This is a genomic window from Pelagibacterium mangrovi (genome assembly GCF_036662815.1).
Classification (GTDB): Bacteria; Pseudomonadota; Alphaproteobacteria; order Rhizobiales; family Devosiaceae; genus Pelagibacterium; species Pelagibacterium mangrovi.
Genome location: NZ_JBAFXA010000001.1, coordinates 37,014 through 62,666 on the forward strand (window position 1 = coordinate 37,014; position 25,653 = coordinate 62,666).

The 25,653-nt window shown below is 62.7% G+C and carries 20 protein-coding genes; 7 read left to right on the forward strand and 13 right to left on the reverse strand.

Annotated elements, in window-relative coordinates; all coding sequences use genetic code 11:
* Nucleotides 1–6: 6 nt before the first annotated feature.
* From V4T21_RS00170 to V4T21_RS00180, 3 genes are read right to left on the reverse strand one after another with little or no spacing between them, the layout of a single operon-like run.
* Nucleotides 7–1,032, reverse strand: a complete 1,026-nt coding sequence (locus V4T21_RS00170) for a dipeptidase (protein WP_332711375.1) — start codon at nt 1,030–1,032, stop codon at nt 7–9.
* Nucleotides 1,032–1,658 carry a 2-hydroxychromene-2-carboxylate isomerase gene (locus tag V4T21_RS00175; RefSeq protein WP_332711378.1) on the reverse strand — a complete coding sequence of 209 codons (627 nt, stop codon included), beginning with the start codon at nt 1,656–1,658 and terminating at the stop codon, nt 1,032–1,034. Before V4T21_RS00175 ends, V4T21_RS00170 begins: the two co-directional genes overlap by 1 nt.
* The gene (locus V4T21_RS00180) at nt 1,655–3,091 is read right to left on the reverse strand and encodes an NAD(P)-binding domain-containing protein (protein ID WP_332711381.1); all 1,437 of its coding nucleotides are present in this window, start codon (nt 3,089–3,091) and stop codon (nt 1,655–1,657) included. The genes V4T21_RS00175 and V4T21_RS00180 overlap by 4 nt, the downstream gene beginning before the upstream one ends.
* Before the next feature lie 205 nt (nt 3,092–3,296).
* Between V4T21_RS00180 and putA the strand changes: the two genes are divergently transcribed.
* From putA to V4T21_RS00215, 7 genes are all read left to right on the forward strand, one after another.
* Complete coding sequence (gene putA / locus V4T21_RS00185) at nt 3,297–6,950, forward strand: trifunctional transcriptional regulator/proline dehydrogenase/L-glutamate gamma-semialdehyde dehydrogenase (RefSeq protein ID WP_332711384.1); 3,654 nt, start codon at nt 3,297–3,299, stop codon at nt 6,948–6,950.
* A gap of 79 nt (nt 6,951–7,029) precedes the next feature.
* Nucleotides 7,030–8,841 carry a DEAD/DEAH box helicase gene (locus tag V4T21_RS00190; RefSeq protein ID WP_332712674.1) on the forward strand — a complete coding sequence of 604 codons (1,812 nt, stop codon included), beginning with the start codon at nt 7,030–7,032 and terminating at the stop codon, nt 8,839–8,841.
* 266 nt (nt 8,842–9,107) lie between these two features.
* Nucleotides 9,108–10,211, forward strand: coding sequence for a Wzz/FepE/Etk N-terminal domain-containing protein (locus V4T21_RS00195; protein ID WP_332711387.1), 1,104 nt, complete (start codon nt 9,108–9,110; stop codon nt 10,209–10,211).
* Between the two features lie 74 nt (nt 10,212–10,285).
* Nucleotides 10,286–11,728 carry a phosphohexomutase domain-containing protein gene (locus V4T21_RS00200; RefSeq protein ID WP_332711389.1) on the forward strand — a complete coding sequence of 481 codons (1,443 nt, stop codon included), beginning with the start codon at nt 10,286–10,288 and terminating at the stop codon, nt 11,726–11,728.
* Nucleotides 11,715–13,148, forward strand: a complete 1,434-nt coding sequence (locus V4T21_RS00205; RefSeq protein ID WP_332711392.1) for a mannose-1-phosphate guanylyltransferase/mannose-6-phosphate isomerase — start codon at nt 11,715–11,717, stop codon at nt 13,146–13,148. The genes V4T21_RS00200 and V4T21_RS00205 overlap by 14 nt, the downstream gene beginning before the upstream one ends.
* 128 nt (nt 13,149–13,276) lie before the next feature.
* Nucleotides 13,277–13,534: a spike base protein, RCAP_Rcc01079 family gene (locus tag V4T21_RS00210; protein WP_332711395.1), complete on the forward strand. Its 258-nt coding sequence runs from the start codon at nt 13,277–13,279 to the stop codon at nt 13,532–13,534.
* Entirely contained in the window at nt 13,534–14,826 is a 1,293-nt protein-coding gene (locus tag V4T21_RS00215) for an SGNH/GDSL hydrolase family protein (protein WP_332711397.1), read from the forward strand. Before V4T21_RS00210 ends, V4T21_RS00215 begins: the two co-directional genes overlap by 1 nt.
* Here V4T21_RS00215 and V4T21_RS00220 read toward each other — a convergent pair.
* The 10 genes from V4T21_RS00220 to V4T21_RS00265 form a co-directional block, all read right to left on the reverse strand.
* On the reverse strand, nt 14,823–15,422 hold the full coding sequence (locus V4T21_RS00220) for an LbetaH domain-containing protein (protein ID WP_332711400.1): 600 nt from the start codon (nt 15,420–15,422) through the stop codon (nt 14,823–14,825). The genes V4T21_RS00215 and V4T21_RS00220 overlap by 4 nt on opposite strands.
* A complete protein-coding gene (locus tag V4T21_RS00225; RefSeq protein WP_332711403.1) occupies nt 15,419–16,510 on the reverse strand; it encodes a glycosyltransferase in 1,092 nt (363 codons plus the stop codon). Before V4T21_RS00225 ends, V4T21_RS00220 begins: the two co-directional genes overlap by 4 nt.
* A 139-nt stretch (nt 16,511–16,649) precedes the next feature.
* Nucleotides 16,650–17,789: a hypothetical protein gene (locus V4T21_RS00230; protein ID WP_332711406.1), complete on the reverse strand. Its 1,140-nt coding sequence runs from the start codon at nt 17,787–17,789 to the stop codon at nt 16,650–16,652.
* A 1-nt stretch (nt 17,790) separates the two neighbouring features.
* The gene (locus V4T21_RS00235) at nt 17,791–19,047 is read right to left on the reverse strand and encodes a hypothetical protein (protein WP_332711409.1); all 1,257 of its coding nucleotides are present in this window, start codon (nt 19,045–19,047) and stop codon (nt 17,791–17,793) included.
* Entirely contained in the window at nt 19,044–20,294 is a 1,251-nt protein-coding gene (locus tag V4T21_RS00240) for a WcaI family glycosyltransferase (protein WP_332711412.1), read from the reverse strand. Before V4T21_RS00240 ends, V4T21_RS00235 begins: the two co-directional genes overlap by 4 nt.
* A complete protein-coding gene (fcl, locus tag V4T21_RS00245; protein ID WP_332711415.1) occupies nt 20,291–21,241 on the reverse strand; it encodes a GDP-L-fucose synthase in 951 nt (316 codons plus the stop codon). Before fcl ends, V4T21_RS00240 begins: the two co-directional genes overlap by 4 nt.
* A 4-nt stretch (nt 21,242–21,245) precedes the next feature.
* Nucleotides 21,246–22,370 (reverse strand): GDP-mannose 4,6-dehydratase, encoded by a 1,125-nt coding sequence (gene gmd, locus V4T21_RS00250; RefSeq protein ID WP_332711417.1) that lies wholly within the window; start codon nt 22,368–22,370, stop codon nt 21,246–21,248.
* A gap of 153 nt (nt 22,371–22,523) precedes the next feature.
* Nucleotides 22,524–23,870, reverse strand: coding sequence for a UDP-glucose dehydrogenase family protein (locus tag V4T21_RS00255; RefSeq protein WP_332711420.1), 1,347 nt, complete (start codon nt 23,868–23,870; stop codon nt 22,524–22,526).
* A 102-nt stretch (nt 23,871–23,972) separates the two neighbouring features.
* Nucleotides 23,973–24,845, reverse strand: a complete 873-nt coding sequence (gene cysQ, locus V4T21_RS00260) for a 3'(2'),5'-bisphosphate nucleotidase CysQ (RefSeq protein WP_332711422.1) — start codon at nt 24,843–24,845, stop codon at nt 23,973–23,975.
* Between the two features lie 60 nt (nt 24,846–24,905).
* Entirely contained in the window at nt 24,906–25,631 is a 726-nt protein-coding gene (locus tag V4T21_RS00265; RefSeq protein WP_332711424.1) for a sugar transferase, read from the reverse strand.
* Nucleotides 25,632–25,653: the final 22 nt, after the last annotated feature.

The following is a 25,653-nucleotide window of genomic DNA, read 5'->3' on the forward strand; positions in this document are numbered from 1 at the left end:
TAAGATTCAGCTTTGCGGGGTCCAGGCGGCGTCCAAGACACGCAGCCAGTTGCCGCCCAGCAATTTGGTGATGGTGGTTTGGCTCCAGCCGCGCGCCATCATGCGGGCCGTGAGATTGGGCATATCGGTCATCCGGCGGATGCCGGCGGGCTTGTTGATCTTGACCGAGCCGAATTCGGTAAGCTTGCGGGCCGTGCCCTTGTCGCGATTGGCCCAGAGCAGCCAGTCGCTCGGGCGGGGGCGATCGAGGGAGAAATCGGTGCCGATGCCCACATGGTCCTCGCCCACCAGATCGATGACATATTCCATGGCGTCGAGAACGTCCTCAACCGTCGCGTCATTGCCGGCGGCAAGGCCGGGTGCGAACAGGCTGATGCCGATGAGGCCGCCCTTTTGCGCGCAGGCCGTAAAGAGGTGATCGGGCTTGTTGCGTTTGACGTCGTGCAGGGCGCGCGGCAGCACGTGGGAAATGCAGATAGGGCCCTTGGCGTAATCGATCGCGTCGGCGCTGGTCTTGTCGCCCACATGGCTCAGATCGCACAGAACGCCGACGCGGGCCATTTCATCGAGCACTTCGCGACCGAAGCCGGTGAGACCGCCGTCGGTTTCTTCCAGATATCCGGCGCCGGAATAGTTCTGGGTGTTATAGGTGAGCTGCATGATGCCCACGCCCAGATCCTTGAAGATCTCGACATAATCGAGCTTGTCTTCGAGTGGCGAGGTGTTCTGCCAGCCGATGATGATGCCGGTCTTGTTCTCGGCCTTGGCGGCGTGGATGTCGGCAATGGTCTTTACGGGGCGCAGGATGTCGGAATTCTCCCGCAGGAAATGCTTCCACTGCGAGACGTAGTCGATGCCCTCGCGGAAATTCTCCCACAGCACGGTCGAGACGTTGACCGCCGTGAGGCCGCCGGCGCGCATTTCCTCGAAGATCGGACGGCCCCAGAGCGAAGTCTGAAGCCCGTCAACGACGATGGAGCGATCGTGCAGCGCCTGCGCCTCGGGCGAAACAATCGGCGTATCGGTGCTCATCAGGCGGTTTCCTCTAGGTTTGCGACGGCCAGTGCCCGCTGGACGAAATCGAGCCTGTCCTGGCCCCAGAACAATTCGTCGCCCACAACATAGGTGGGCGTGCCGAAAATGCCGCGCCGTTCGGCTTCGGCGAGGTTGGCTTGCCATTCATCGACAATGGGTTGGTCCTGCGGATCGCGGACGAGATCGGCGCCCTCGCTGCCGATGGTGGCCAGCGCCAGTTCGCGTAGGGTGTCGAGATCGGCGATGTCGCGGTCCTCGGCCCAAAGGCCGCGCTGGATGGCAAAGGAAAAGCTGAAGGCATCGAGCCCGGCGCGCTGGGCGGCGATCACGGCCTGGGCGGCCGGCTCGATGGTCCGGCAGGGATAGTAGCGCGGCGCAAGGTTGAGGGGAATGTCGAGAAATTTGCGCCAGCGGTCGAGTTCGACGGCGTGATAAATCTGCCGGCTATCGGGGCGCTTGCGCAGGGGGATGCCGCCATTGGCCTCGATGATGCGGATGGGACGCAACACCAGTTCGGCCCCCGCGGCGTCGGCGATCGCCTTGGCGCGCTGGGCGCCGAAATAGGCCCAGGGCGAGGAGATGCCGTAAAACATTTGCAGGCTGGGAGGAGCGGCTTGGGTCATAGGGCGAAATCTTTTTGGTCGGCATCGGTCCATTCGTCGCCCAATAGCTCAGGGGCGTCGAAATCGAGGAAGGCTTGCAGGTGATGGGCGCGGTCTTCGACGAACAACGATCTGGCGATGGCCTGGGAGAGGCGCACCGCGCCATCGCCGATGGAGGGAATGCCGCTGGTGATCTTGCCGTGGCTGGGAACGGCCGGAAAGGCGAAGCAATGGACGTCGGAAACGCCTTTAGGGGCGCCGGGGAGGGGCGTGAACTCGAAACCGGGCCCGAGATAGGGCATTTCAGCCAGACCCTCGTGCCGCAGGTCCTCCGGGGCCGTATAGACGTCGCGCCAGCGCTTAACGAAGGGCGCGAGGGTTGAGAGTTCGGGCCGGCTGGTGAAATCGACGCTGAAGCCGGTGGCAAAGATGATGAAATCTGCCGCGTAACGGCCTTTGGGCGTCGTGATTTCGACAGCGCCGTCGCGCTCGGCCAGCGAGAGGATGGGGCTTGCGAGGTGGAAGCGGGCGTTCGCATGGCGCGAGACGCGAAGAACGCTATGGCGCGGCGGCGGAATCTGGGCGCGTTCGCCCTCGACCATATAGCGCCATTTGGTTTCGTCGGGCAGGCCGGCATAGCCATGGGTCATGCCCCGGCTACCGATGCCGGTAAATTTGTCGATGCGGGGAACGGTGTCGCGGCGCACGAAAATATCGACCTGAGCCGCGCCCGCTTCAAGCGCGGCGGCTGCATTGTCCATGGCCGAGGCCCCGGCGCCGACCACCGCGACGCGCTTGCCGGCAAGGGCCGCGAGATCGAAGACGTCGGAGCTGTGGGCATACCGGCGGAACTCGATGGCGCTCGCGACAGCCGGTATGGCTGGGGCGCCCAGGCCATCGATGCCCGTGGCGAGGACGACGCGGCGGGCTAGGATTTGCTTTTGTTCGCCCGATGCATCGAGGGAGAGGCCGATGAGGCCGTCTTCGCGCGGATCGATAGCGGTGATGGCCGTGTCGTTTTGTACAGGCAGCGCCAGAACGCGGCGATACCAGATGAGATAATCCATCCACATTTCGCGCGGGGCCAAATCCATGCGCGCGAAGGCATCGGCGCCGTGCTGAGCCTCGTACCACGCGCGGAAGGTCAGCGATGGGATGCCGAGCGCAGGACCGGCCGCGTCCTTGCGGGTGCGAAGGGTTTCCATGCGGGCCGACGTGACCCAGGGGCCCTCGCGGCCCGTCGTCGCGCGATCGAATGCGCGGACGTTATCGATGCCAAGATTGCGCAACGCGGCGGTGGCGGTGAGCCCCAGCATGCCGGCGCCGACGATGGCGACGTCGAGAACGGGGGCGGGCTGATCGGGGCGCGGTTGAACCCAGGGCTTGGCAGGCAGGTTGAGCCAGGCCAAATCCTGGGCGAGTCGGAGTTCAAGGGCGCGAAGATCAGCAGGCATGGGCACACTCGTGTTCATGTCGATTATGCATATTTAGAATTGTTAGCGCGATATTATGTAGAAAATGAATTTTCTAATTTGCGCTTGCTCCAAAGGAAATTCCACCCGCCGGCTATGATCGCGCATTCGGATGAGCAAGGATGCGGTGGAACGTCTTCAGCGTCGCGAAAATTGCCGTTTAAAGCCGATGGAGAGTAATCGAGCGATGTCGGGACCACGACCGTTTGCGCAATTTTCGGATCGGATGCTCACCCGCGATACCGATTTGCGCGAGGCGATCACTTCGGCCTATCGACCGCGCGAGACGGATTTGGTGCCGCCACTGATCGAGGCGGCGACTGTCTCCGCCGATCAGGCAAAAGCGATCCGAAACATCGCCGAAAGAATGGTCAAGGGCATCCGCGCCAAGGGGGCGGGTGCAGGGGTCGAGGGGCTGATGCATGAATATGCGCTTTCGAGCCAGGAGGGCATTGCGCTCATGTGCCTGGCCGAAGCGTTGTTGCGTACGCCGGACAATTCCACCCGAGACCTTCTGATCGCCGACAAGATCGCGCCGGGCAATTGGCAGAAGCATCTGGGGCTCGATCGCTCGGTGTTCGTCAACGCAGCGACATGGGGGCTGGTGGTGACCGGCAAGCTGGTGACGCCCGTCGATGAAAAAGGTCTGTCGAGCGCCCTCTCCCGGCTGGTTGCGCGCTCGGGTGAGCCCGTGGTCCGGGCCGGCGTCAGGATGGCGATGGGCATGCTGGGCGAGCAGTTCGTCGCCGGCCAGACCATCCGGGACGCGCTCAGGCACGCAAGGTCCTGGGAGGCTCGGGGGTTCGGGTATTCGTATGACATGCTGGGGGAGGCCGCGATCACCGCTGTCGATGCGGACCGCTACATGGCCGACTATGTCGGGGCGATCCATGCCATCGGCAAGGCCGCCGATCAGCGCGGGCCTTATGGAGGGCCTGGCATCTCGATCAAGCTTTCCGCGCTCCATCCGCGCTATACGCGGACGCAATATGGGCGCGTGATGAGCCAGTTGCTGCCAAGGCTCAAGCAACTGGCGCGGCTCGCCAAGAGCTATGATATCGGGCTTAACATCGACGCCGAGGAAATGGACCGGTTCGACCTCTCGCTCGATCTGCTCGAAGCGCTGGCGACCGATCCTGAGTTCGATGGCTGGAACGGCATCGGCTTCGTCGTGCAGGCCTATTCCAAGCGCTGCCTCTATGTGATCGATTGGATAATCGATCTCGCGCGCCGCTCGGGGCACCGGATCATGGTGCGATTGGTCAAGGGCGCCTATTGGGACAGCGAGATCAAGCGTGCCCAGCTCGATGGGCAGAGCGATTTTCCGGTGTTCACCCGGAAGGTTCATACCGATGTGAGCTATATCGCCTGCGCGAAAAAGCTGCTGGCGGCGCGTGATCTGGTGTTTCCGCAGTTTGCAACGCACAACGCGCAGACCATGGCGACGATCTATGTGCTGGCGGGGCCGGAGTTCAGGATCGGCGACTATGAATTCCAATGCCTGCACGGCATGGGCGAACCGCTTTACGAACAGGTGGTGCCCGAGGACAAGCTCGCTCGGCCCTGCCGCATATACGCGCCGGTCGGGAGCCATGAGACGCTTTTGGCGTATCTGGTGCGGCGATTGCTCGAAAATGGAGCCAATTCGAGCTTCGTCAACCAGATCGCCGATGAGGACATTCCGGTCGAGCGCTTGATTGTCGACCCGGTGGAGCGGGCCCGGCAGGTTTCGCCGCTCGGAGCGCTCCATGAGCAGATCGACCTGCCCAGGGACATTCTGGCGGAAGGGCGATGCAATTCGCGCGGACTGGACCTTTCCAACGAGCAGGCGTTGCGCGGGCTCGATCGGGCGTTGCGTGACAGCCTTGGCCGCGACTGGAAGGCCCGGGCCAGTGAGAAGGGCGGAGTTGCGCGCAAGGTCATAAATCCTGCCGATCATCGTGACGTGGTCGGCGAGGTGATCGAGGCCACCGAGGACATGGTCGGTGCGATCGTGATGCGGGCGCACGAGGTAGCACCGGCCTGGGCGCGGGTGGCGCCAGCCGAACGGGCGGCCATGCTGCACAGGGCCGCGGAAGCCATGGAAGCGCGGATGGAGCTTTTTATGTCGCTGGCCATGCGCGAGGCGGGCAAGAGCGCGGCTAACGCTATTTCCGAAGTGCGCGAAGCCATCGATTTCCTGCGCTATTACGGCCAGCAGGTCAAAGAAAGCTTTGCCAACGATACTCATCGGTCGCTGGGGCCGGTGGTGTGCATTTCGCCGTGGAATTTTCCGCTGGCCATTTTCACCGGCCAGGTTGCGGCAGCGCTGGCGGCGGGCAATCCGGTGATCGCCAAGCCGGCCGAGGAAACGCCGTTGATCGCGCAATTGGCCGTGGACCTGATCCATGCCGCCGGCGTTCCCCCCGACGTGCTGCAACTGGTGCCGGGCGACGGCAAGATCGGGGCGGCGCTGGTGGGACACGAAGCTATATGCGGGGTGATGTTTACCGGCTCGACCGAGGTCGCGCGGCTGATTGAAAAGCAATTGGCCGGACGCACGCTCGCCAATGGCGCGCCCGTGCCGCTGATCGCCGAAACGGGCGGCCAGAATGCGCTGGTGGTCGATTCTTCGGCGCTGACCGAACAGGTGGTGCTCGATGTGCTCGCCTCGGCCTTCGACAGCGCTGGGCAGCGCTGTTCGGCCCTGCGGGTGCTGTGCCTGCAGGCGGACGTGGCGGACAGGACGCTGGAGATGCTCAAGGGCGCCATGGCGCAATTGACGATCGGCAATCCGGATCGGATGGCGACCGATGTGGGGCCGGTGATCACCGCGGAGGCGCGCGATGGGATCGATGGCTATATCGCCGCGATGCGGGAAAAGGGGCATGCGGTTACGCAATTGCCGCTGCCGCAAGAGGCGGAGCACGGCACGTTCGTGCCGCCGACAATTATCGAGCTCGATGATATCTCCCGGCTGGGGCGGGAGGTCTTCGGGCCGGTGCTGCATGTGGTGCGCTTCAAGCGTCAGGCGCTCGGGCGGTTGATCGAGAAAATCAATGGGCTGGGATACGGGCTGACTTTCGGGTTGCACACACGGATAGACAGCACCATCGCAGAGGTCACCTCGGCGATCGATGCGGGCAATATCTATGTCAACCGCAACCAGATCGGGGCTGTGGTGGGCGTGCAGCCCTTCGGCGGCCATGGGCTTTCGGGCACAGGGCCCAAGGCGGGCGGTCCCCTCTATCTGCGGCGGCTGGTTACCACCACCAGCCAGGTCGTCTGGGGCCTGCCGCCGCGAGAGGTTGGCCCGACGCTCATGACGCTGGCCGATTGGGCGCGAAGGCTCGGGAACGACAGGCTGGCCGAGCAGGTTCTAACCTATGGTGGCCATCCGGCGATCAATGCCTTTGTTGAACTCGACGGGCCGGTGGGCGAGCGCAATACATATGGCACCCGGCCCAAGGGAAGCGTTCTGGTTTGCGCCCGTAGTCTGACGGGGCTGGCCCATGGGCTGGCGGCGGGGCTTGCGGCTGGCAACCGCGTGCTGGTCCGGTACGAGGCCGAGCTTGCAGACGCGATGAAGGACATCCCTGCCGATCTGGCGCAGCGGGTCAGCGTGGTCGACCATCTTGTGCCCGGCGCGGTGCGGGCCGTCATGGTGGAGGGCGATTGCAGGGCGATGTCCGAGACCGTGGCTGAATGGGACGGGCCCATCGTCACGGTGCAGGGTGCGACTGCCGAAGGGCTGGAAAAAGGCGTGGCGGTTTTCGCCATCGACCTTCTCGTCGACGAGATTTCGACGAGCATCAATACAGCGGCGGCGGGCGGCAACGCTTCTCTCATGACGCTCAGCTAGGAACAGCCATTCCTTGCGCAAATCGTTAGGTATCTGGGTCGCCGCCATGGTATGCGGCCCCCTTCACAGAGGTCGCATGATGACTCCCACAAACGACGCAGAGTTTCTGCAGGCTCCCATCCACCCCGCTCTTGCTTCCGCGCTTGAAGCTAAGGGCTATAGTCAACTGACCCCGGTTCAGCTCGAGATGGCGAACAGGGGCCAGGGCGCGACGGACCTTTTGGTTTCGGCGCAAACCGGCTCGGGCAAGACGGTTGCCTTCGGCATCGCCATCGCTTCGTCGCTCCTTGGAACGGCGGAACGGTTCGAGGCGGCCGGCCGGCCACTCGGGCTGATCATCGCGCCGACGCGCGAATTGGCGATTCAGGTGCAGCGGGAAATCGACTGGCTCTACGGGGCGACCCAGATCCGGACCGCCACTTGCGTCGGGGGCATGGACATGCGCACCGAACGCCGCGCGCTCGAGCGCGGTGCTCATCTTGTCGTCGGCACGCCGGGACGCTTGCGCGATCACATCACCAAGGGGGCGCTCGACCTTGGTGCGCTGCGCGCCGTGGTGCTCGACGAGGCCGACGAAATGCTCGACCGGGGCTTTCGCGAAGACCTCGAATTCATCCTCGGCGCCGCTCCGGACGAACGCCGGACGCTGATGTTTTCGGCAACGGTGCCGCGCGGCATCGCGGATCTGGCCAAGGCGTTCCAGAACGATGCGCAGCGCGTCGCGGTGACGGCATCGAGCGATCAGCACGCCGATATCGAATACCAGATGATGCTGGTGCGCCGGGACGAGCGCGAGCACGCGGTCATCAATACGCTGCTGGGGCCCGACAGCACCAGCGCGCTGGTGTTCTGCCACACGCGCGAGGCGGTGCGTCACCTTACCGCGCGCCTGGCCAATCGCGGCTTCGCGGTGGTTTCGCTGTCGGGCGAAATGGCACAGTCGGAACGCTCCAACGCCTTGCAGGCGATGCGCGACGGCAGGGCACATGTGTGCGTCGCGACCGACGTCGCAGCCCGCGGCATCGATTTGCCCAATCTGGACCTCGTGATTCATGCGGATGTGCCGAGCAACCCCGCCACCCTGCTCCACCGCTCCGGGCGGACAGGGCGCGCGGGCCGCAAGGGCGTGTGCGTGCTCATCGTGCCCGAGCACAGGCGCAGCGCGGCGCAACGCGTGTTGACGCTGGCCAAGCTGACGGTGACCCTGCGCGCCGCGCCCGGTATCGCCGAGATCGAGGCGCGCTATCGCAAGGACATCATGGACGGGGTGCTTTCCGCTGCCGCGCCCGACGAAGCGGAAGCCGCGTTCGTGGAGGACCTGCTTGCCAAAGTACCCCCCGAGCGGATTGCGGCAGCCTTTTTGCGCCAGCAACTCATGGCCCGCCCCGTGCCGGAGGATATAGTCCCTCTACCTGTCACCGAGATGCAGGCCAGAAAACCCAGGCGAGACAAACGGGGCGACCACGAGGGCGGTCAGACCCCGATGCGCGAGCCGCGCGGACCGGACATGGAAAATGGCGTCTGGTTCACCCTCTCGCTCGGCCGCAAACAGCGCGCCGACCCCAAATGGCTGTTGCCAATGATCTGCAAGGCCGGTGGGGTGACAAAGCGCGACGTCGGCTCGATCAAGATCGAGGATACCCAGACTCGGTTCGAGATCGCCGCCGACAAGGCGGCAGGGTTTGCAGAACAAATCCGTCAGCCCGGCGCCACCGAGCGCGGTATCGTTATCGCTCCGGCAGGAGATACGCGCGAGACGGCGTGGCAGGCAAAGCCCAAGTCCCGCAAAAACCCGAAACCGGGGAACAAGCCGGCATACCGTGGCAAGGCCAAGCCGGCGGAGCGCGGCCCGGCCGGCAAGCACAAGGGCAAGCCCAAACGTTCGGGCTGAATTGGAAGCGGCTTTGCGTCATAATCTATTATGATTGCGGTGCTTGACCGGAATCGAACGCCGGGAGCTGGTGGGTATGGGGACCGCAAATGAAGGTGTCGGACGGGCGCATCTGCATCGACACCGGCGCTTATGCGACCGGCAGGCTCACGGCAGTACGGCTAAAACCGGGTGAAGCACCGATACTTGTTGAACAATCGGGGTCTGGTCGGCCAAGGTAGGGCCAGGGCAAATTTGTCTCTTTCTCTCGCTGATCCGGAGAGTTCATGGAAGACCAGGATATCGACGTTCGCGGCGTATTGAACCTGCTGCGCCGCAGGCTTGGCTTGATCGTGACGACCCTGGTCGCCTGCCTGGGGCTCGCCGGTATCGCCATTTTTGCATTGACCCCGATGTTTACGGCATCGGCGCTGGTGCTGGTGGATGGATCGCGCAGCAATCTGATCGATCCCGAGACACAGTTGGCCACGGCGGTTTCGGACAATGCCCGGGTGGATTCAGAAGTCGAAATCCTGCGTTCGGACGCTGTGCTTCTTGAGGTGGTCGCCGCCAACGAACTCGTCTCCGATCCCGAGTTCGGGATGCGGCTGGGGGTGGGCGGCCGGATCATGGCCTTGTTTGGCCATGCCGATGCGCCCCGGGGCGAAGCGGCGCTGCAGTCTGCGCTCAGCCGGCTCAAGGATGCCGTTACCGTGCAACGGCGCGGGCTTACCTATGTGATTTCGGTTGGGGCACGATCGCACGATCCGCAAAAATCGGCGCAATTGGCCAATGCCGTGGCCGAGGCGTATATCGAAGGCCAGACCCGTTCCAAGATCGAGGGCATGCTGGCGGCGAGTGAGGTGCTTCAGGCACGGCTCGGCCTGGCGCGGGAGAACATGATCCGATCCCAGGAGGAATTGGACCCCGCCATCCACAAGCATCTGGGCGTGGAACCGGCAGTGGGGCTTTTCGAATTCCTCGCCGCGCGCACCGAGGCGGAAACGCTCTCTTCGATCATCATGCGCGACGAGGAAACGGGTTTGAGCGTCATCGTGGGATCGAAGCGGTCCGATATTCCGACCGACCAGCTGGTCACCAGCAATGCGTTCTCCCGGCTGGTGGCGGCGGCGGCCGCGAATTTCGAGGTGGTGATCCTCGATACGCCCCCGGTGCTGCCGGTCGTCGATGGGCTCTATCTTGCCCAATATGCCGATGCTGTGCTGTTTGTCGTGCGCTGGTCCTCGACAGCGCAAACCGAGGTTCGCGCGGCGCTGGGGCGGTTCGACCAGGCCAAGAAGCCCCAGGCGCCGGTGCTTGGCGTGCTCAACCAGCAGGTGCGCGGGCCAACGCGCTATGGCAGGAGTTACAGCGGCTATTACAGGGGTTAGCGGACGCTTCGATCGACCATAGCCGTCGAACGCGATATATGGGTTCGTCCCGCTAGAATAGAGTAATATTGCCCATGTCCTCTTCCGCTCAGACCGTCGGCTTTGGCACGTCCGGATTGCGGGGGCCGGCGGAAGGGTTCACGCCCGAACTGGTGGGGGCGTTCGTTTCGGCGTTTCTCGACGTCGCCGGCGCGAAGGCCGCGTACCGTGAGGTTGCGATAGGGACCGATCTTCGGGGTTCGAGCCCATCGATCGCCGCGATGGTCGCGGGGGCGGTTTCGGCCAGGGGATGGCGTCCTATAAACGGGGGTGATGTGCCCACGCCCGCGCTGGCGGCCCATGCTCTGGCGCGGGCCATCCCGGCGATCATGGTCACCGGCAGCCATATTCCGCCGGCCTATAATGGCCTCAAATTCTACCGGCCCGATGGCGAACTGCTCAAATCGGATGAAGAACCGATTAGCGCAGCCGCGCGGGAGGTACCGGCTTCGAAGTGGTCGTTCGATCGAATTGAGATGCCGCCGGTCGAGGAGGCGATTGCATCGGCGTATGTGGCTCGCTTCACCGAGAGCTTTGCGCCAACCGTTCTGGCCGGGATGCGGCTGGGGGTGTTCGCCCATTCAGCGGTGGGGCGCGATTTGCTGGTCGATATCCTCGAGCAGCTCGGCGCGCAATGCCACGTCTTCGGGCGGCTGGATCGGTTCGTTGCCGTCGACACCGAGGCGGTGAGTTCGGAGCATATGGATGCAATGCGCGCCATTCTTGCCGAACATCGTCTCGATGCCATCGTTTCGACCGATGGGGACGGGGACCGCCCCCTGCTGCTCGATGAAACCGGAACCCAGATCAATGGCGACGTTCTGGGGGCGCTCACTGCTCGATTCCTGCGCGCTGGCGTGGTGGTAACCCCGCTGACCTCGACAAGCGGTATCGAAATGAGCGGATGGTTCGAGAGCGTTCTGCGGACCCGGATCGGATCGCCCTATGTCGTCGAGGCGATGTCCGCAGCCTCGGGAGATGTGGTGGGGTTCGAAGCCAATGGGGGCTTTTTGGTGCAAACCCCGTTCAGGCTCGATGGAGGAATGCTTGCGCCGCTGCCCACGCGCGATGCGGTTTTGCCGCTCGTTGCGGTGCTCGCAGCCGCCAAGGCGGAAGGGACGTCGGTCTCGGCGCTTGCCGCATCGCTTCCGGCGAGGGTCATGAAAGCCGCGCGACTTGAGGAAATTTCCCCGCAAGACGGTGGGGATTTCGTTGCCGCCATGGCGGGTTCGCCCGAAACGCGCCATGCCTTCGCGCCGCTTCTGGCCGAGCCGGCATCGATCGACAATACCGATGGCGCGCGTTTGGCGCTCGGTGACGGATCGGTCGTTCACTTCCGCCAATCGGGCAACGCGCCGGAGTTGCGATGCTATGTCGAGACCGATACAGCCGGGGGGACCGATCGTCTGCTTGAGGCGATGATGGCAAGGCTAGGCGATTATTTTGAACGGAAGGAAAACGGCCATGCAGACCGATAGCGCGCGCATCACGCCTATTGTCCTTGCCGGCGGCTCGGGGACGCGGCTGTGGCCGATGTCCCGATCGTCACGGCCCAAGCAATTCCTCAACCTTGTCGACGATCACAGCCTGTTTCAGGACACGCTGCTGCGGCTGGCGGGCGATTCCCGCTATGGCGAGCCTATCGTGGTGACCAATGAGGATTACCGGTTCCTGGTCGCCGAACAGGCCCAGGAGCTCGGATTGCGGCTGGCCGGCATCATCCTCGAACCGGTGGCCAGAAATACCGCGCCGGCCATCATCGCGGCAGCGCTGTTTGCCTCGCGGGAGCAGACGGACAGGGTCCTCCATATCCTGCCGTCCGATCACAGGATCGTCGTCGATGCCGCTTACACCGCCGCGCTCGATGCAGCAGAAACTGCTGCCCGAAATGGGATGCTGGTGACTTTCGGTATCGCTCCCACCGAACCTGCGACAGGCTTCGGCTATATCGAGGCGGGCGAACGCGATGGATCGGGCACGCACAAGGTCGCCCGTTTCGTCGAAAAGCCCGACGAGACCAATGCCCGTGCCATGATCGAGGCGGGAAATTATTTCTGGAACTCGGGGATGTTCGTTTTTGCCGCCGACGTCTTTCTCGCCGAATGCAGCGCACTTGCCCCCGAGATCGTTTCGGCGGTCGAACCGGCGGTTGCCCATGCGGTGACCGATCTCGATTTCCTGCGGCTGGAGGCCGAAAGCTTCGCAAAGGCCCCCAATATTTCGATCGATTATGCGATTTTCGAAAAGACCGGCAGGGCCGCCGTCGTTCCGGCTTCGATTGCCTGGTCCGATCTTGGGTCCTGGGACGCGGTGTGGAAGGCGGGCGAGCGCGATAGCCGAGGCAATCTCGGCATCGGGCCCGTGACTCTTACCGGCCTTTCCTCTTCGCTGGTTATTTCCGAAAAGCATCACGTCGTCGTCGATGGGCTGGACGACATTGCAGTGCTGGCCAGCGAGGACGCGATATTCGTGGGGCGGCTCTCGGCGGCGCAGGCGGTGGGGGCGGTGGTCAAATCGCTCAAATCGGACCCCCAGACCCGCGATCTGACCGAGACGCACCAGACGAGCTACCGGCCCTGGGGCGGGTATTCCTCGGTGCTCAATGGCGAGCGCTTCCAGGTGAAGCGCCTGTTCGTCAAGCCGGGCAAGCGGTTGAGCCTGCAAAAGCATTTTCACAGGGCCGAGCACTGGGTCGTGGTGCGCGGCACAGCCGAAGTGCAGGTGGGCGAGGAGAAGAGGACGCTGCGCGAGAACGAAAGCGTCTATATCCCCCAGGGGGCTATCCACCGATTGTCCAATCCCGGCAAAATCCTGCTCGAACTGATCGAGGTCCAGACGGGCTCCTATCTGGGTGAAGACGATATTATCCGGGTGGAGGATGAATTCGGCCGCGCCTAGAGCATTTTCGCTTTTCTTCGAAGCGCTCAATCCACTTTTGCTGAAAGCGCTCTAGCGCGAAGTAATCCCCGCTCCCCGGCGCGCGCCTATTCTTCCCGGCATTTGATGCAAGGGCAGGGAGAATGGGCATGACGAAACTGGAAACACGTGCGGCCGACAGATCGGACCCGGCGGGCGGCGGGTTTGCGATTACGCCGGGTGGAACGGATCCGTTGGAAAGGGTGACGCGGGCGCTTTATATCGGCACCGGAGGTACGCTCGCCGTGGAAATGGAATGGGGCCAGACGGTGACGTTCCAGAACGTCGCCGATGGTGCGCTCCTGCCGGTGAGGGTGAGGCGGGTCCTGCCGGGAACCACGGCTTCATCGATCGTGGGACTTTACTGATGGCCGGGTTCGGACTGGGCCTTTTTGCGGCAGGTGGGCCGGCTTACGGCCAGACGCGTTCGGGGATGCCTGCCGCCACCGGCCCGATCGTGGCCTGGGGCGACAGCCTTACGCGCTCGACCGGCGCGTCGTCGGCGGCAGCGCGCTATCCGGCAATCGCGGAGAGCCTTTTCGACCCCCAACGGGTGGTTCTCAATCGCGGCATCGGCGGGCAGAGTTCGACGCAGATTGCGGCGCGGCAGGGCGGCATACCCATCGCCGTCACCGTGGAGGGAAATGCCATTCCGGCCCTGCGCAAATGGCATTGGGATTTTTCCGAGGGTATCGGGGGATGGTATCCGCGCCCGACGACGGACGCGGCGGTTTTGACGATCGAAGGCGCCGATCTTCTCATTGCCGGGAAGGGAGGTCCGCAGGGCGGGGCGCAATGCTGGCTCGATGTCGCCGGCGGATTGGCCACCGGCACTGTATGGAAAGTCGAACTCGATATGTCGGGGGCCGGCTCGATGCAAATAGGGCTCGTTTCCACCATCACTCCGGATGGGTCGTCCGGCGCCGGCTCGTGGGTCAGCGGGGGCAGCGGCGTAGCGGGCAGCGGGACTGGCGTTTCGGTTTCGGGCACGCTGGCGGCGGAAGGAGCAACCACGCTGGCGCTCTATATCGGGACGTCGACCAATACCGTGCGGGTTGCAAATCTCGCCTTTACGGCGGGGCGGCCTGTTGCCGTGATTGAAAAATCGGTCAACGTGCTGGTCGATAGCGGCAATTTCAGCGGTTCGCTGCCGGGTACTCTTGCAAATGTGCATGGCGTGATGAGCACCGACGCGTTGGGCAACTGGACCTTTATTCGCGACGAGGAAGGCGGGGAGATCGAATGTTTGCCCGGCACGCCCTTTATCCCCGACGAAGCGATTTCCCTTCGTCAGCACACGGCATGGATTTGGGCGGGGCGGAACAACAGCGGCAATGCCGAAACGGTCAAGGCGGATATCGCGGCGATGGTTGCCCATCTGGGCCATGGCCGTTATCTGGTGGGAGGCATTCTCAACTCGGAAACCGAGATTGCCGGTTCGCCCGCGCATGCAGCCATCCGGGCGCTCAATGACGATCTCGCCACGCTTTACGGCTCGCGTTTTCTCGACATCCGTTCGGCTTTGATCGCGGCCGGCGATCCGGTGGAAGACGCCGCCGACATCGAAAACGACGTGGTTCCCGCTTCGTTGCGCAGCGATGCCATCCACCTCAACGACGCGGGATATGGCGTGGTGGCGCGCCGGTTTTTTGCTGGCTAGACCGTTTCGGCAAAGCTTTGCTGGCGGTCGCGGATGGGGCGGGCCGGATTGCCGGCATAAATCGTCCAGGCGGCCAAATCCTTGACCGTCACGCCGCGCGCACCCAGCACGGCGCCTTCGTGGATTTCGACGCCGGGGCCGACAAAGGCCTCGGCGGCGATCCACGCACTGGGGCCGATGGTGATGGGAAAGGCTTGAAGCTGGAAATGGGGGTCATCGACGTCATGGGTGCCGGAACACAAATGCGCGCCCTGCGAGATTATGGCGTCCGGGCCGATAATTATCGGCGCCATGCTGTAGCAATTGACCCGAGGGCCGATCACGGCGTTGCGGCCCATGGCGAGATTGGCGGGATACCAGATGCGGGTGGTCCCGTAGATGCGAGCGCTCCAGTCGATCCGCGCGCCAAAGCAGCGCAGGAGAAAAACGCGCCATTTGTGCAGTGGTGGCGGTGTCCAGGCGGCGCCGATGGTCCAGACGAGCACCCACAGCGCTCGCGTCAGCCGGTGCTTGAACGAGAAACTGGGACCGCCCGTGCGCGATCGCGAGACGCGGGCGTCGAGGATGCCGGAACTATCGGATCGTGGTTCGGTCATCGTTTGGCGTCCAGTATGGTTTGGTATCGGTCAAGCATCTCACGGGCGATATTGGACCACAGGTAGCGTCGGGCAGAGGCCCGGGCCTTGTCCGAACGCGCCGCGAATATGGCTTCGTCCCAGGCGAGGACCGATGCGGCGACGGCACCGAAATCGCTGAAATCGGTGGCCATGCGTATGGCGGCGCCATCGATGAACAGCTCGGGCAGGTTGCACTGGTCGGTGATGATGGGCACCGCGCCATATTGAAGGGCTTCCAGCACGGCCATCGGCAGGCCTTCACTCAATGAGGGGAGGATGAAGACCTTGGCCTTGCGCAGGGCGGCAGCCTTGTGGTCGTCGTAAAGCGGTCCGACGAATTCGATATTGGCATTTCCATCCGCAAGGGCGGCGACGCGACGTTCATAAGCCTTCTCACCCCAACCGGCGATGGTGAGCCTATGATTCCGAAGGCCTGGGTTGGCGGACCACGCATCCATGAGTTCGAGCACCTGCTTTTTCTCGTGCAGCCTGCCCAGATAAAGGGCGCCAGTACGGGCGGCTGGATAGGCGGGCTCGGCATGGGGAACCCCGTTGGGGAGTACGAAAATCCGCTCGGCCAGATCGGGCATGAAACCGATGGCCGATTGCATTTCGGTTCGGTTGAGGGCGTGGAGATGGGCCTTTTTCAGCATGGGCCGCTCGAAGAGGGCTGCATGAAGCGCCTTGAGCCTCGGCCTTCGTGCCAGAATCCAGGGATCGAGCATGCCGCGCGGGGAAACGACCACGGGCAAATCCATTGCAATTGCTGCCCGGCCGTAGATCGAGGCCGCCGACCAGATTCCGTGAATATGCACGATATCGGGCGCGAGCGCGTTCAGCCGGGAAAAAACGGATGGCGCGAAACCATAGCGGCCAAGGCGAAGATCATGGGGGTTGAGTTTGAGCTCGCCCCACTGCGCCCGGTCCTGTGCGAAATGGGAGTCGGCGCCGCCAATAACGATGACTTCGGCACCAGCCTTTTGTTGCGCAAGGGCAAGGCCGGATACCGAATAATACAACCCTCCGGCGGATCGGCTCAGGGAGGTCGAATAGTGAACGATCCTCACGGACGCCATCCCAAGGCGGGGTCGTCATATGCGCGGGCGGCCCGCCTTTGAAACCAATTATAAACGAGGGGCAGTGCCGCCCGCATGGCGAGGACGAGATAGAAATACCGCAATCCGTTTCTAATCGGGTATTGCGATATCAAAACCCATCCCAGGCAGAAAACGCAGAGCAGCAACAGAAACGGAAAGACCCGTAGCGCATTGAGGAATTGACGGCCAGAACGCTCAAGGCAAGTAGTGCCCAGAAGCCGATCAGATAGTGCGGGCCGAACAGCCAGGCCTCCGCAAAGCCGTTGAACGGAATGTGGCCGAGTACCCGTTGCTCGAAGATTGCCTTGCTTGTCTGGAACCCGTCGATCGCATCGATGGTGGGCATGAAGGACAGGAGCTTGAAATCCAGTCCATATGCGTCGGGAATGGCGATTTTCATGCTTGCCGAGGTGACCAGAAGGCCCGAGGACACATTGGTCAGGACGCTTTCGAGAATGGCTTCGTTTTGCAGCGCCGCTGCCACATATTGAGGGAGATAGGTCAATCCAAGGGCAGGATTGCCGCGCGCTTCGAGGGCGTAGGCTACGCCCATAAATGCCAGGGCGCTCATGACGAGTGCCCCCAACCGCTTCCCGACCAACAGAAAGCCTATGGCGGCCAGGCCGAAATAGACCGATACGATCCGGCTGGCTTCGGCGAGGCCTATGGCAAAGGCGAGCGCAATGGCGGGCAGCGCGAGGAAAACATACCGCTTCGATCCGTTTGCCCAGGCATGGATGCAGATCACGATGAGCAGCATCGTCGTGAGGCGAAAGCCCGTGGCGATCAGACGGCCGACGACATTGCCGTCATAGATTTCGTTGAGTGCCTTGATCGACCCATAGCCGGTATAGGCGAAAATGTTTTCAAGCCCGAGGGTGGCCGCGATATAGATTGCCGACAGCCAGGCGAAAGCCAGAACCCAAAACATCAGCCATGCCGGCGGGCGGAGTTTGAACGTTTCCAACGAGAGGCGGCGGGCCTGTTTGCGGTAGGTCGTGGCGGCGAGCAGCGCCAGGAGGAAGCCCAGACCGGCGGTGATCCCTTCGCCGCCCCAGGGAGACGGATCGAGGCCGACGAAATTGCCCAATGCGCCTACGCCCAGCGGAGCACGGCCGGTCAAGACGGCGCTTCCGTAGACCCAGCACCATGCCGCCGACAAAAGCCCCAGGACGCGCCCGAGAAGGCTGACCTTCCAGGGCAGGGCTGCAATCGCCAGCGACAGGACCGAAAGGGCGAGAAAATACATCTTATGCCAGACCGCCTATCGGCCGGTAACGCCGCCGGAGGAAGAATGCCACGGCGCCGATTGTGAAGATATTGGCGAGCATGTCGGCGATGGCGAAAATGGCGAGGGCTGGAATGAGCGCCGTCGCGCTGCTGAATAGGGAGCCCAGGGCGATGGATGCGAGCATGGTGCAGGCGGCGCGGGCATAAAGGCCGTGCGCGTTCAAGCCCTGGATGCACGACAAGGCGAGAGCGCCCGAAAGAACGGTCGGCGCAAATATCGCGACGGCTCCACCGGCTTGGGCGAGCGCGCCCTCGAAACGAAAATGCACGGCTGTGCCGATAGCGCCGATCAACGCTGCCGAAACGAAGGCGACGATCGTTCCCCTGCGCTGGACGTGGAAGATTTTGGAGAGAGGGAAAGAGGCGCCATTTTCCAGCCGTGCGACGAGATCGGGAAATTCAATACGCCGCATGAACGCGATCACCTGGGAAAAGCCTGATACGATCTGCTTGGCATAGACCAGGACGGCCACCGCCGCCGGACCGAGAAAGACCGCAGCCAGAACGAGCTGGATACGGAAATACAATTGGCCCGGCAGCATGGTCCAAAGAGCTCCCAGGCCCGCCGCGCCCGATTGGCGGATCGTCCCGGCCCGTGGCGCGATCCAGCGCGGGCGATAGCGTGTCGTGCGCAACACGGATATCTGCATGATGAGCGAGAGACCGTAGCCAATCGAAAGAGCGCTACCCAGCCATGCACCGGTTTGGGCGAGCGGCGCGCCGGCGCATAGAAACAGGGTCAGCCCGGAGAGGATATAGGGCGGCGTGCCCGCCAGGCCGCCAAGGCCGCTGATCTTCAATCCGTCTATGATGCCGGTCGCATTGAACGCCCAGAACAGCAGCGCCGGGCTCGCGAAAAGCGCGTAGGTGGTCGTGAAGGGATGGCCGGCTGCCAGAGCAAGGACGGCAACCGAGCCAGCCAGCATAAAGGCGAGGATCAGGCGGAAGGCGCTGATTTGCCAATAGGCTTGCCAAACCTGCCGTTCGGGTTCTGCGGTGGTGGTGCCGATCACGGTTTGGCGCGCCAGCACGGTGACCCCGCCCCAATCGACGATGAGGATGAACAGGATGGCAAAGGAGAAATGGGTGCCGAACAGGGCGATGAGGTCGAGATGTCCGTGAGCGAGGAGCCAGGTCTGGGCGAGAAAGATCGAGCCCTGTCCGGCCCCAAAGCTACCGATAAGAAGTGCCAGATTGAGAGCCTTGCGGTCCGTCATGGCTGTGATGGAACCAGGGATGCGGCGTTGGTCGCGCGGCGCAATTGTGCGTCCAGCGCGGCTAGAATGACCTCTCCGCTCCAGCGTTGCTTTGCCCTTTTTCTTGCGGCAGCCGATAATTTTGCGTGCATCGGGGGATCGTCGATTAGCCGCTCGATGGCGCTGGCAAAGGCGGTGGCGTCGCCCGCCGGGGTGACGATGCCGCACCCTTCGACATCATCGTAAAGCCCAGTGCCCCGTTCGGCGGTTGCAACGACAGGCCGGCCCGATGCCAGCATATTGGTCAGCTTGGAGGGGAGGACGAGATCGGCCGCTCCGGCCAGTTGCGGCAACAAATGAATGCTCGCCAGCCCCATCAGATCGTTGAGCCGCTCCTTGGGTTGAAGATCATGGAATCGGAGCGATGGCAGCCCCGCCGCCTTCATTTCGAGATTGCGCCTGTTGGGGCCGTCACCGCAGACGATGAAGGTGAGGTCCTTTCGGTGGGCGAGCGATCGGGCGGCAGCGAGGATGATTTCGATGCCCTGTTTGTTGGCGATATTGCCCGAATAAAGCGCCACATGGGGCGTCTGGATATTCCATTCGGCACGATAGGACGAAGGGGCCGCAAGCGGAAAGATGGCGCCGATATCCGCCCAGTTGCGAAATTCGTATATGGCTTCCGGTGCGGCGCCCTTCTCGACGAGCCTGCGGCACATCCGGGGTGAAATGGAGCTGACGGTATCGAAGCTCTTTAAAACCCTGGCTTCAAACGACCGGGCCAGCCGGGCCATCGTGCCCGTGTCTTCGAGAAGTCCGGTGGCAAACGCGGCCTCGACCTCGAAATCCTGAATGTGCAGCCAGGAGCGCGCGCCGCATAATCGTGCCGCCATGCGCGCCACCGGGGCGGCGATAAGGGAAGGGGCGATGGTCATGACGATATCGGGCTGGAAACGCAGGGCGCGTTCGAGCAGCGGGAAGAGCGACGCGGCGGCAAAGCTTGCGTGGTGGAGCAGCCGTTTGCCGCCCGAGGGTGTTTTGGGAATGAAATGGGGAACGCGGGTAATGCCGACCCCATTTTCCACGCCCCGCGCATAGGTATAGGAACTGTGTCCCTCCATGATCTTCCAGGCAGGGTAGTAGGGGCGTCCCGCAATCACCTGAACCTCGTGTCCCATTGCGGCGAGCGCCTGTGCCATTCCCGCCGTATAGACGGCGATGCCGACGCGTTCGGGCGCGTAATTGAGACCGAGGATCAGCAGCTTCACGAAAGCGGTTCCTCTGCCTTGTGGGTGAGAAACCATCGGTAGGTATCGGCTATACCCTCATCGAGCGAAATCGTGGGTGTCCAACCCATGGCCCTGAGCTTGCCGTTGCTCATGAGCTTGCGGGGCGTGCCGTCGGGCTTGGCGGGATCGGTTCGGATGGTGCCGGCAAATCCCACTGTCGCGCAAACTTTTTGCGCCAGCTCGAGAATGGTGAGGTCCCGCCCAGAGCCGACATTGACGTGCTCGTCGCCCGAATAGGATTTGAGCAGGAACACCAGAGCATCGGCGCAATCATCTACATGCAGGAATTCACGGCGCGGCGTTCCGGTGCCCCAGATGGTGATCGCGGCATCGCCCCTTTGCTTGGCCTCGTGCGCCTTGCGGATGAGGGCCGGCAGCACGTGACTGGAGCGAAGATCGAAATTGTCGCCGGGCCCGTAGAGATTGGTGGGCATTGCCGAAATGTAGTTGCGGCCGAATTGTTTGCGATAGGCCTGCGCAAGCTTGATGCCGGCGATCTTGGCGATGGCGTACCATTGGTTGGTGGGTTCGAGCGGCCCGGTCAGCAGCGCGTCTTCGGCGATGGGCTGGGGCGCGAGCCTGGGATAGATGCAACTCGAACCGAGAAAGAGCAGCCGGTCCACATCGCTGGCGTGCGCGGCGGCGAAGATATTGGTTTCGATCTGAAGGTTCTGGACGAGAAAATCCACCGGATAAGTATCGTTGGCGAGAATGCCGCCGACCCGCGCGGCGGCAAGGACGATGGCATCGGGCCGGGTCTCGGCGATGAAAGTTTCGACCTCAGCCTGTCGCGTCAGATCGAGCGTTTCGCGTCCGGCGGTGATCACTTCGCAGGGTTCGCCGGCCAGGCGCCGGACGAGGGCGCTCCCGACCATTCCCCGGTGGCCGGCGACCCAGATCCGCTTGTTCTCGAGCCCCCAAGCCATTGTGCTAAGCTTCGACGCTGACGGGCAGATCGAGCCCGTGCTGCTTTAGAAGGGCGTAGCGCCGGGCGGCGGTGAAATCGGCCTGGATCATTTCCCTGCACATCTGCCGTGCCGTTATCGTCGGCTCCCAGCCGAGCTTACATTTCGCCTTGGAGGGATCGCCCAGAAGGGCGTCCACCTCCGCCGGACGGAAATAGCGCGGGTCGATCCTCATGATGACGTCGCCCGGCTTGACGCTTGGCGCCAGCGTGCGGTCCACCTCGGCTGCGATGGCCATTTCATCGGCGCCGCTGCCTTGAAACTCCAGCGTCATGCCAAGGTCCGAGGTGGCCCAGATCAGGAATTCGCGCACCGAATGTTGCTTGCCGGTAGCGATGACGAAATCCTCGGGCTCTTTTTGCTGCAGCATCATCCACTGCACTTCGACATAGTCCCTGGCGTGACCCCAGTCGCGGAGCACATCGATATTGCCAAGATAGAGACAGGCTTCGAGCCCGAGCGCGATATTGGCCAGGCCACGGGTGATCTTGCGCGTGACGAAAGTTTCGCCGCGCCTCGGGCTCTCGTGATTGAACAGGATGCCGTTGCAGGCATAAATGCCGTAGGCTTCCCGATAATTGACTGTCGTCCAATAGGCGAAAAGCTTGGCGGCGGCATAGGGCGAGCGCGGATAGAAGGGCGTCGTTTCGCTCTGCGGCGTTTCCTGGGCGCGTCCGAAAAGTTCGGACGTCGATGCCTGATAGAAGCGGGTTTTCTTTTCCAACCCCAGAAACCGGATCGCTTCGAGCAATCGGAGCGTGCCCATGGCATCCACATCGGCTGTATATTCTGGAGCCTCGAAAGAGACGGCAACGTGGGACTGGGCGCCCAGATTATAGATTTCGTCGGGCTCGATATCGGCAATGATCCGGGTCAGGCTGGACGTGTCGGTCAGGTCTCCATAATGGAGTTTCATCGAGGCGTTTTCGACGTGGGGGTCCTCATAGAGGTGATCGATGCGCTGGGTATTGAAGAGTGAAGCACGGCGCTTGATGCCGTGCACCTCATACCCCTTTTCGAGCAGCAATTCGGCCAGATAGGAGCCGTCCTGACCGGTGATCCCGGTAATCAGTGCCTTCCTCGTGGTCATTATCCCCCCAGATAATCAGTGACCGGCGTGTTTTTCTAAGTCAGCGTGTCCCGTCGCTCGGGCGTGTCAAGCCGACGACCCGATGGCCGTCGGCAATTCGGCATTGTGCGAGATGAAAGTTCATGAAGCCCACCGAACCCGGTGATGAACGCCTCATTCGGCGGCGTCCACGCGCGTCTCATGATCGGTGGTGAGTTCGCTGCGTCCGATCGAGGCATAGGCAAAGCCGGCCTTTTCGACCTCGGAGCGGCGATAGACGTTGCGCAGGTCGATCAGCGACGGGGTTGTCATCGCGTCCTTGATGCGGCCCAGATCGAGGGACCGGAACTGGTTCCACTCGGTCACCAGAACAAGCCCATCGGCGTTTCTTGCGACGTCATAGGCGTCGACGCAATATTGGATGCCGGTGATCATGGGCCTGGCCATTTCCATGCCCTCGGGATCATAGGCTCTGATCGTCGCGCCTGCGTCGAGCAGGGTCTGGATGATGGCGATCGAGGGCGCGTCGCGCATGTCGTCGGTATTGGGCTTGAAGGTCAGGCCCAATACGCCGATCGTCTTGCCGCGCACATTGCCTCCGCACGCCGCGATCACCTTGCGGCCCATGGCGCGCTTGCGGTTGTCGTTGATAGAGACCGTCGTTTCGATAAGCCGCAAAGGCGCGTCGAAATCCTGGCCGGTCTTGACCAGGGCCAGGGTGTCCTTGGGAAAACAGCTTCCGCCATATCCGGGTCCGGCGTTGAGGAATTTCGAGCCGATGCGCTTGTCGAGCCCGATACCGCGGGCAACGGCCTGAACGTCGCCGCCGGCCTTCTCGCACAAATCGGCCATCTCGTTGATGAAGGTGATCTTCATGGCGAGGAAGGCATTGGCCGCGTATTTGATCAGTTCAGCCGTGCGCCGTCCTGTGAACATCAGCGGCGCCTGGTTGAGATAGAGCGGGCGATAGACCTCTTCCATGACCGGGCGGGCGCGCTCGTCCTCAAGACCGATCACGATGCGGTCGGGGCGCTTGAAATCGTCGATCGCGGCGCCTTCGCGCAGGAATTCGGGGTTCGAAACCACCACGAAATCGGCGTTTGGGTTGGTGTCGGCGATGATGCGCTCCACCTCGTCGCCGGTTCCCACGGGAACCGTCGATTTGGTGACGATAACGGTAAAGCCCTTGAGCGCCCGCGCGATGTCGGCGGCGGCGGCGTGGACGTAGGAAAGATCGGCGTGCCCATCGCCGCGCCGCGAGGGCGTGCCCACCGCGATGAAGACCACGTCGGCATCGGAAACGGCGCTGGCGAGATCGGTCGTGAACGACAGGCGGCCGGCGGCGGCATTGGATTTGACCAGCGTATCGAGGCCGGGCTCGAAGATCGGGATGATGCCCTGCTCGAGCCGCTCGATCTTGCCGGCGTCGAGATCGACGCAGGTCACCTCATGGCCGAAATCGGAAAAGCACGCCCCGCTCACAAGGCCCACATATCCGGATCCGATCATCGTTATACGCATAAATCCACCTGTCTTTAGCGTGTCCCGTGGCGGAGTGGCCGCGCGCGGATCACCACATCTGTCTCAAATTGCGCCGAGGCGCTTAATGTCCTTAGCCGGACTTTATTGCGATTCGACGGCAGCACTGTTTCCGCACACTTTGGCGATTATGGTGCCGTCGCCAATGGCCCAGAAAGCGCAATTGGCGAAATCATTGTCCTGATGCTGATTGCATTTGCCATAGCGCAGAGGATGGCCCGCCATGTCAACCACATGACCACCCGCGGCGCGCAGGATGGCGTCGCCGGCGGCGGTGTCCCATTCCATGGTTCGGCCGAAACGGGGATAGAGATCGGCCACACCCTCGGCGAGAAGACAGAATTTGAGAGATGAACCCACGGCCGAAAATCGAGTGATTTCGAGGGCGTCGAGCCTCAGATCGGCATCGTCGCTGCCATGGGAGCGGCTGCCGACCGCCAGCAGTCCATTCTCAGGCGCCGGGCGAACCTTGACGGGCGACGTCTCGACGATTTCGTGGTTTTGGATTTTTCCCGTAAAGGCGCCGCCGTCGCGGCTGCCCCACCAGATCTTGCCGAGCGCCGGCGCATAGACCACCCCGGCAATCGGGATGCCGTGCTCGATAAGGGCGATATTGACTGTGAACTCCCCGTTCCGGGCGATGAATTCCTTCGATCCGTCGAGGGGATCGACAAGGATGAAGCGCTCGGCCAGAACCGGCGAGAAGCCATTGGCGATCGCTTCTTCAGCAACGACGGGAACATCGGGAAACAGCGCTTGGAGCCGGTCGACGATCAGGGCTTCGGCGGCGGTATCGGCTTCGGTCAGGGGTGTCGCGTCGGGTTTGGTCCGGACGGTAAATTCCCGGCCATAGATCGAAAGGATCGTCTCGCCCGCCGCCAGCGCGATCTCGACGAAAATGTCGGCCGGTTCGCGGGACGAAGATGGCTGGACCGGCTGGGGTTGGCGCGCTGTCATGGTACTCACGGGCAATTACAAAGACTATCGCGGCCGATGGTAATCCAGTCCGTCCCGAACCTAAAGTCCGGTTCCGTTCGGAAATTCCTGCGCCAGCGTCTTCAAGATGATCTTGATATCGAGAAAAATAGAAAAATTTTCGATATAGGCAAGATCATGGTCGATGCGGGCCCTCGCCTTGGCGGCGTCGTTTGTGGGTCCGCGCAGGCCATTGGCCTGTGCCCATCCGGAGAGGCCTGGCTTCATCACGAGGCGCGCGCTGTAATAGGGCACCAGACGATCATAGGGGATTTCGGCGGCGAGCATGCCGAAGGCGTGGGGTCGGGGACCGATGAGCGACATTTCGCCCTTGAGGATATTGATGAGCTGGGGCAGTTCGTCGACCGAGGTGCGGCGCAGGAAACGGCCGATGGGGGTAACGCGCAAATCGCCGGTCACCGCCTGCTCGACGCCGTCGAGATCGCAATGGTCCAGATACATTGTGCGGAATTTATAAATTCCAATCGGCTTGCCGTGATGCCCTTCACGCTTCTGCCGGAAGAGAACGGGGCCGGCGCTTGTTGTCCGGATGGCGAGAGCGATCGCCAGCAGGGCAGGCAGGAACAGCAGGAGCACCAGGCAAGCCAGCACGATATCGAGGAGGCGTTTGGCCACCAAGTGCAGGGTTCGGGATGAGGTCATCGCGGGAAGAACGGGTTGTCCGTCGTCCAGCGTCAGCGGCAGGCCCGATTGCAAGAGCACTACCCGATGCGCGAATTCAGCCCGCCCCTTGGCCGAAACCAGCATGTCCCCCACCTCATGCCCCTGC

Coding starts and splice junctions, on each gene's coding strand:
- V4T21_RS00170 (WP_332711375.1), bottom strand. CDS start 1,032: ATGAGCACCGATACGCCGATTGTTTCGCCCGAGGCGCAGGCGCTGCAC.
- V4T21_RS00175 (WP_332711378.1), bottom strand. CDS start 1,658: ATGACCCAAGCCGCTCCTCCCAGCCTGCAAATGTTTTACGGCATCTCC.
- V4T21_RS00180 (WP_332711381.1), bottom strand. CDS start 3,091: ATGCCTGCTGATCTTCGCGCCCTTGAACTCCGACTCGCCCAGGATTTG.
- putA (WP_332711384.1), top strand. CDS start 3,297: ATGTCGGGACCACGACCGTTTGCGCAATTTTCGGATCGGATGCTCACC.
- V4T21_RS00190 (WP_332712674.1), top strand. CDS start 7,030: ATGACTCCCACAAACGACGCAGAGTTTCTGCAGGCTCCCATCCACCCC.
- V4T21_RS00195 (WP_332711387.1), top strand. CDS start 9,108: ATGGAAGACCAGGATATCGACGTTCGCGGCGTATTGAACCTGCTGCGC.
- V4T21_RS00200 (WP_332711389.1), top strand. CDS start 10,286: ATGTCCTCTTCCGCTCAGACCGTCGGCTTTGGCACGTCCGGATTGCGG.
- V4T21_RS00205 (WP_332711392.1), top strand. CDS start 11,715: ATGCAGACCGATAGCGCGCGCATCACGCCTATTGTCCTTGCCGGCGGC.
- V4T21_RS00210 (WP_332711395.1), top strand. CDS start 13,277: ATGACGAAACTGGAAACACGTGCGGCCGACAGATCGGACCCGGCGGGC.
- V4T21_RS00215 (WP_332711397.1), top strand. CDS start 13,534: ATGGCCGGGTTCGGACTGGGCCTTTTTGCGGCAGGTGGGCCGGCTTAC.
- V4T21_RS00220 (WP_332711400.1), bottom strand. CDS start 15,422: ATGACCGAACCACGATCCGATAGTTCCGGCATCCTCGACGCCCGCGTC.
- V4T21_RS00230 (WP_332711406.1), bottom strand. CDS start 17,789: ATGTATTTTCTCGCCCTTTCGGTCCTGTCGCTGGCGATTGCAGCCCTG.
- V4T21_RS00235 (WP_332711409.1), bottom strand. CDS start 19,047: ATGACGGACCGCAAGGCTCTCAATCTGGCACTTCTTATCGGTAGCTTT.
- fcl (WP_332711415.1), bottom strand. CDS start 21,241: ATGGCTTGGGGGCTCGAGAACAAGCGGATCTGGGTCGCCGGCCACCGG.
- gmd (WP_332711417.1), bottom strand. CDS start 22,370: ATGACCACGAGGAAGGCACTGATTACCGGGATCACCGGTCAGGACGGC.
- V4T21_RS00255 (WP_332711420.1), bottom strand. CDS start 23,870: ATGCGTATAACGATGATCGGATCCGGATATGTGGGCCTTGTGAGCGGG.
- cysQ (WP_332711422.1), bottom strand. CDS start 24,845: ATGACAGCGCGCCAACCCCAGCCGGTCCAGCCATCTTCGTCCCGCGAA.
- V4T21_RS00265 (WP_332711424.1), bottom strand. CDS start 25,631: ATGCTGGTTTCGGCCAAGGGGCGGGCTGAATTCGCGCATCGGGTAGTG.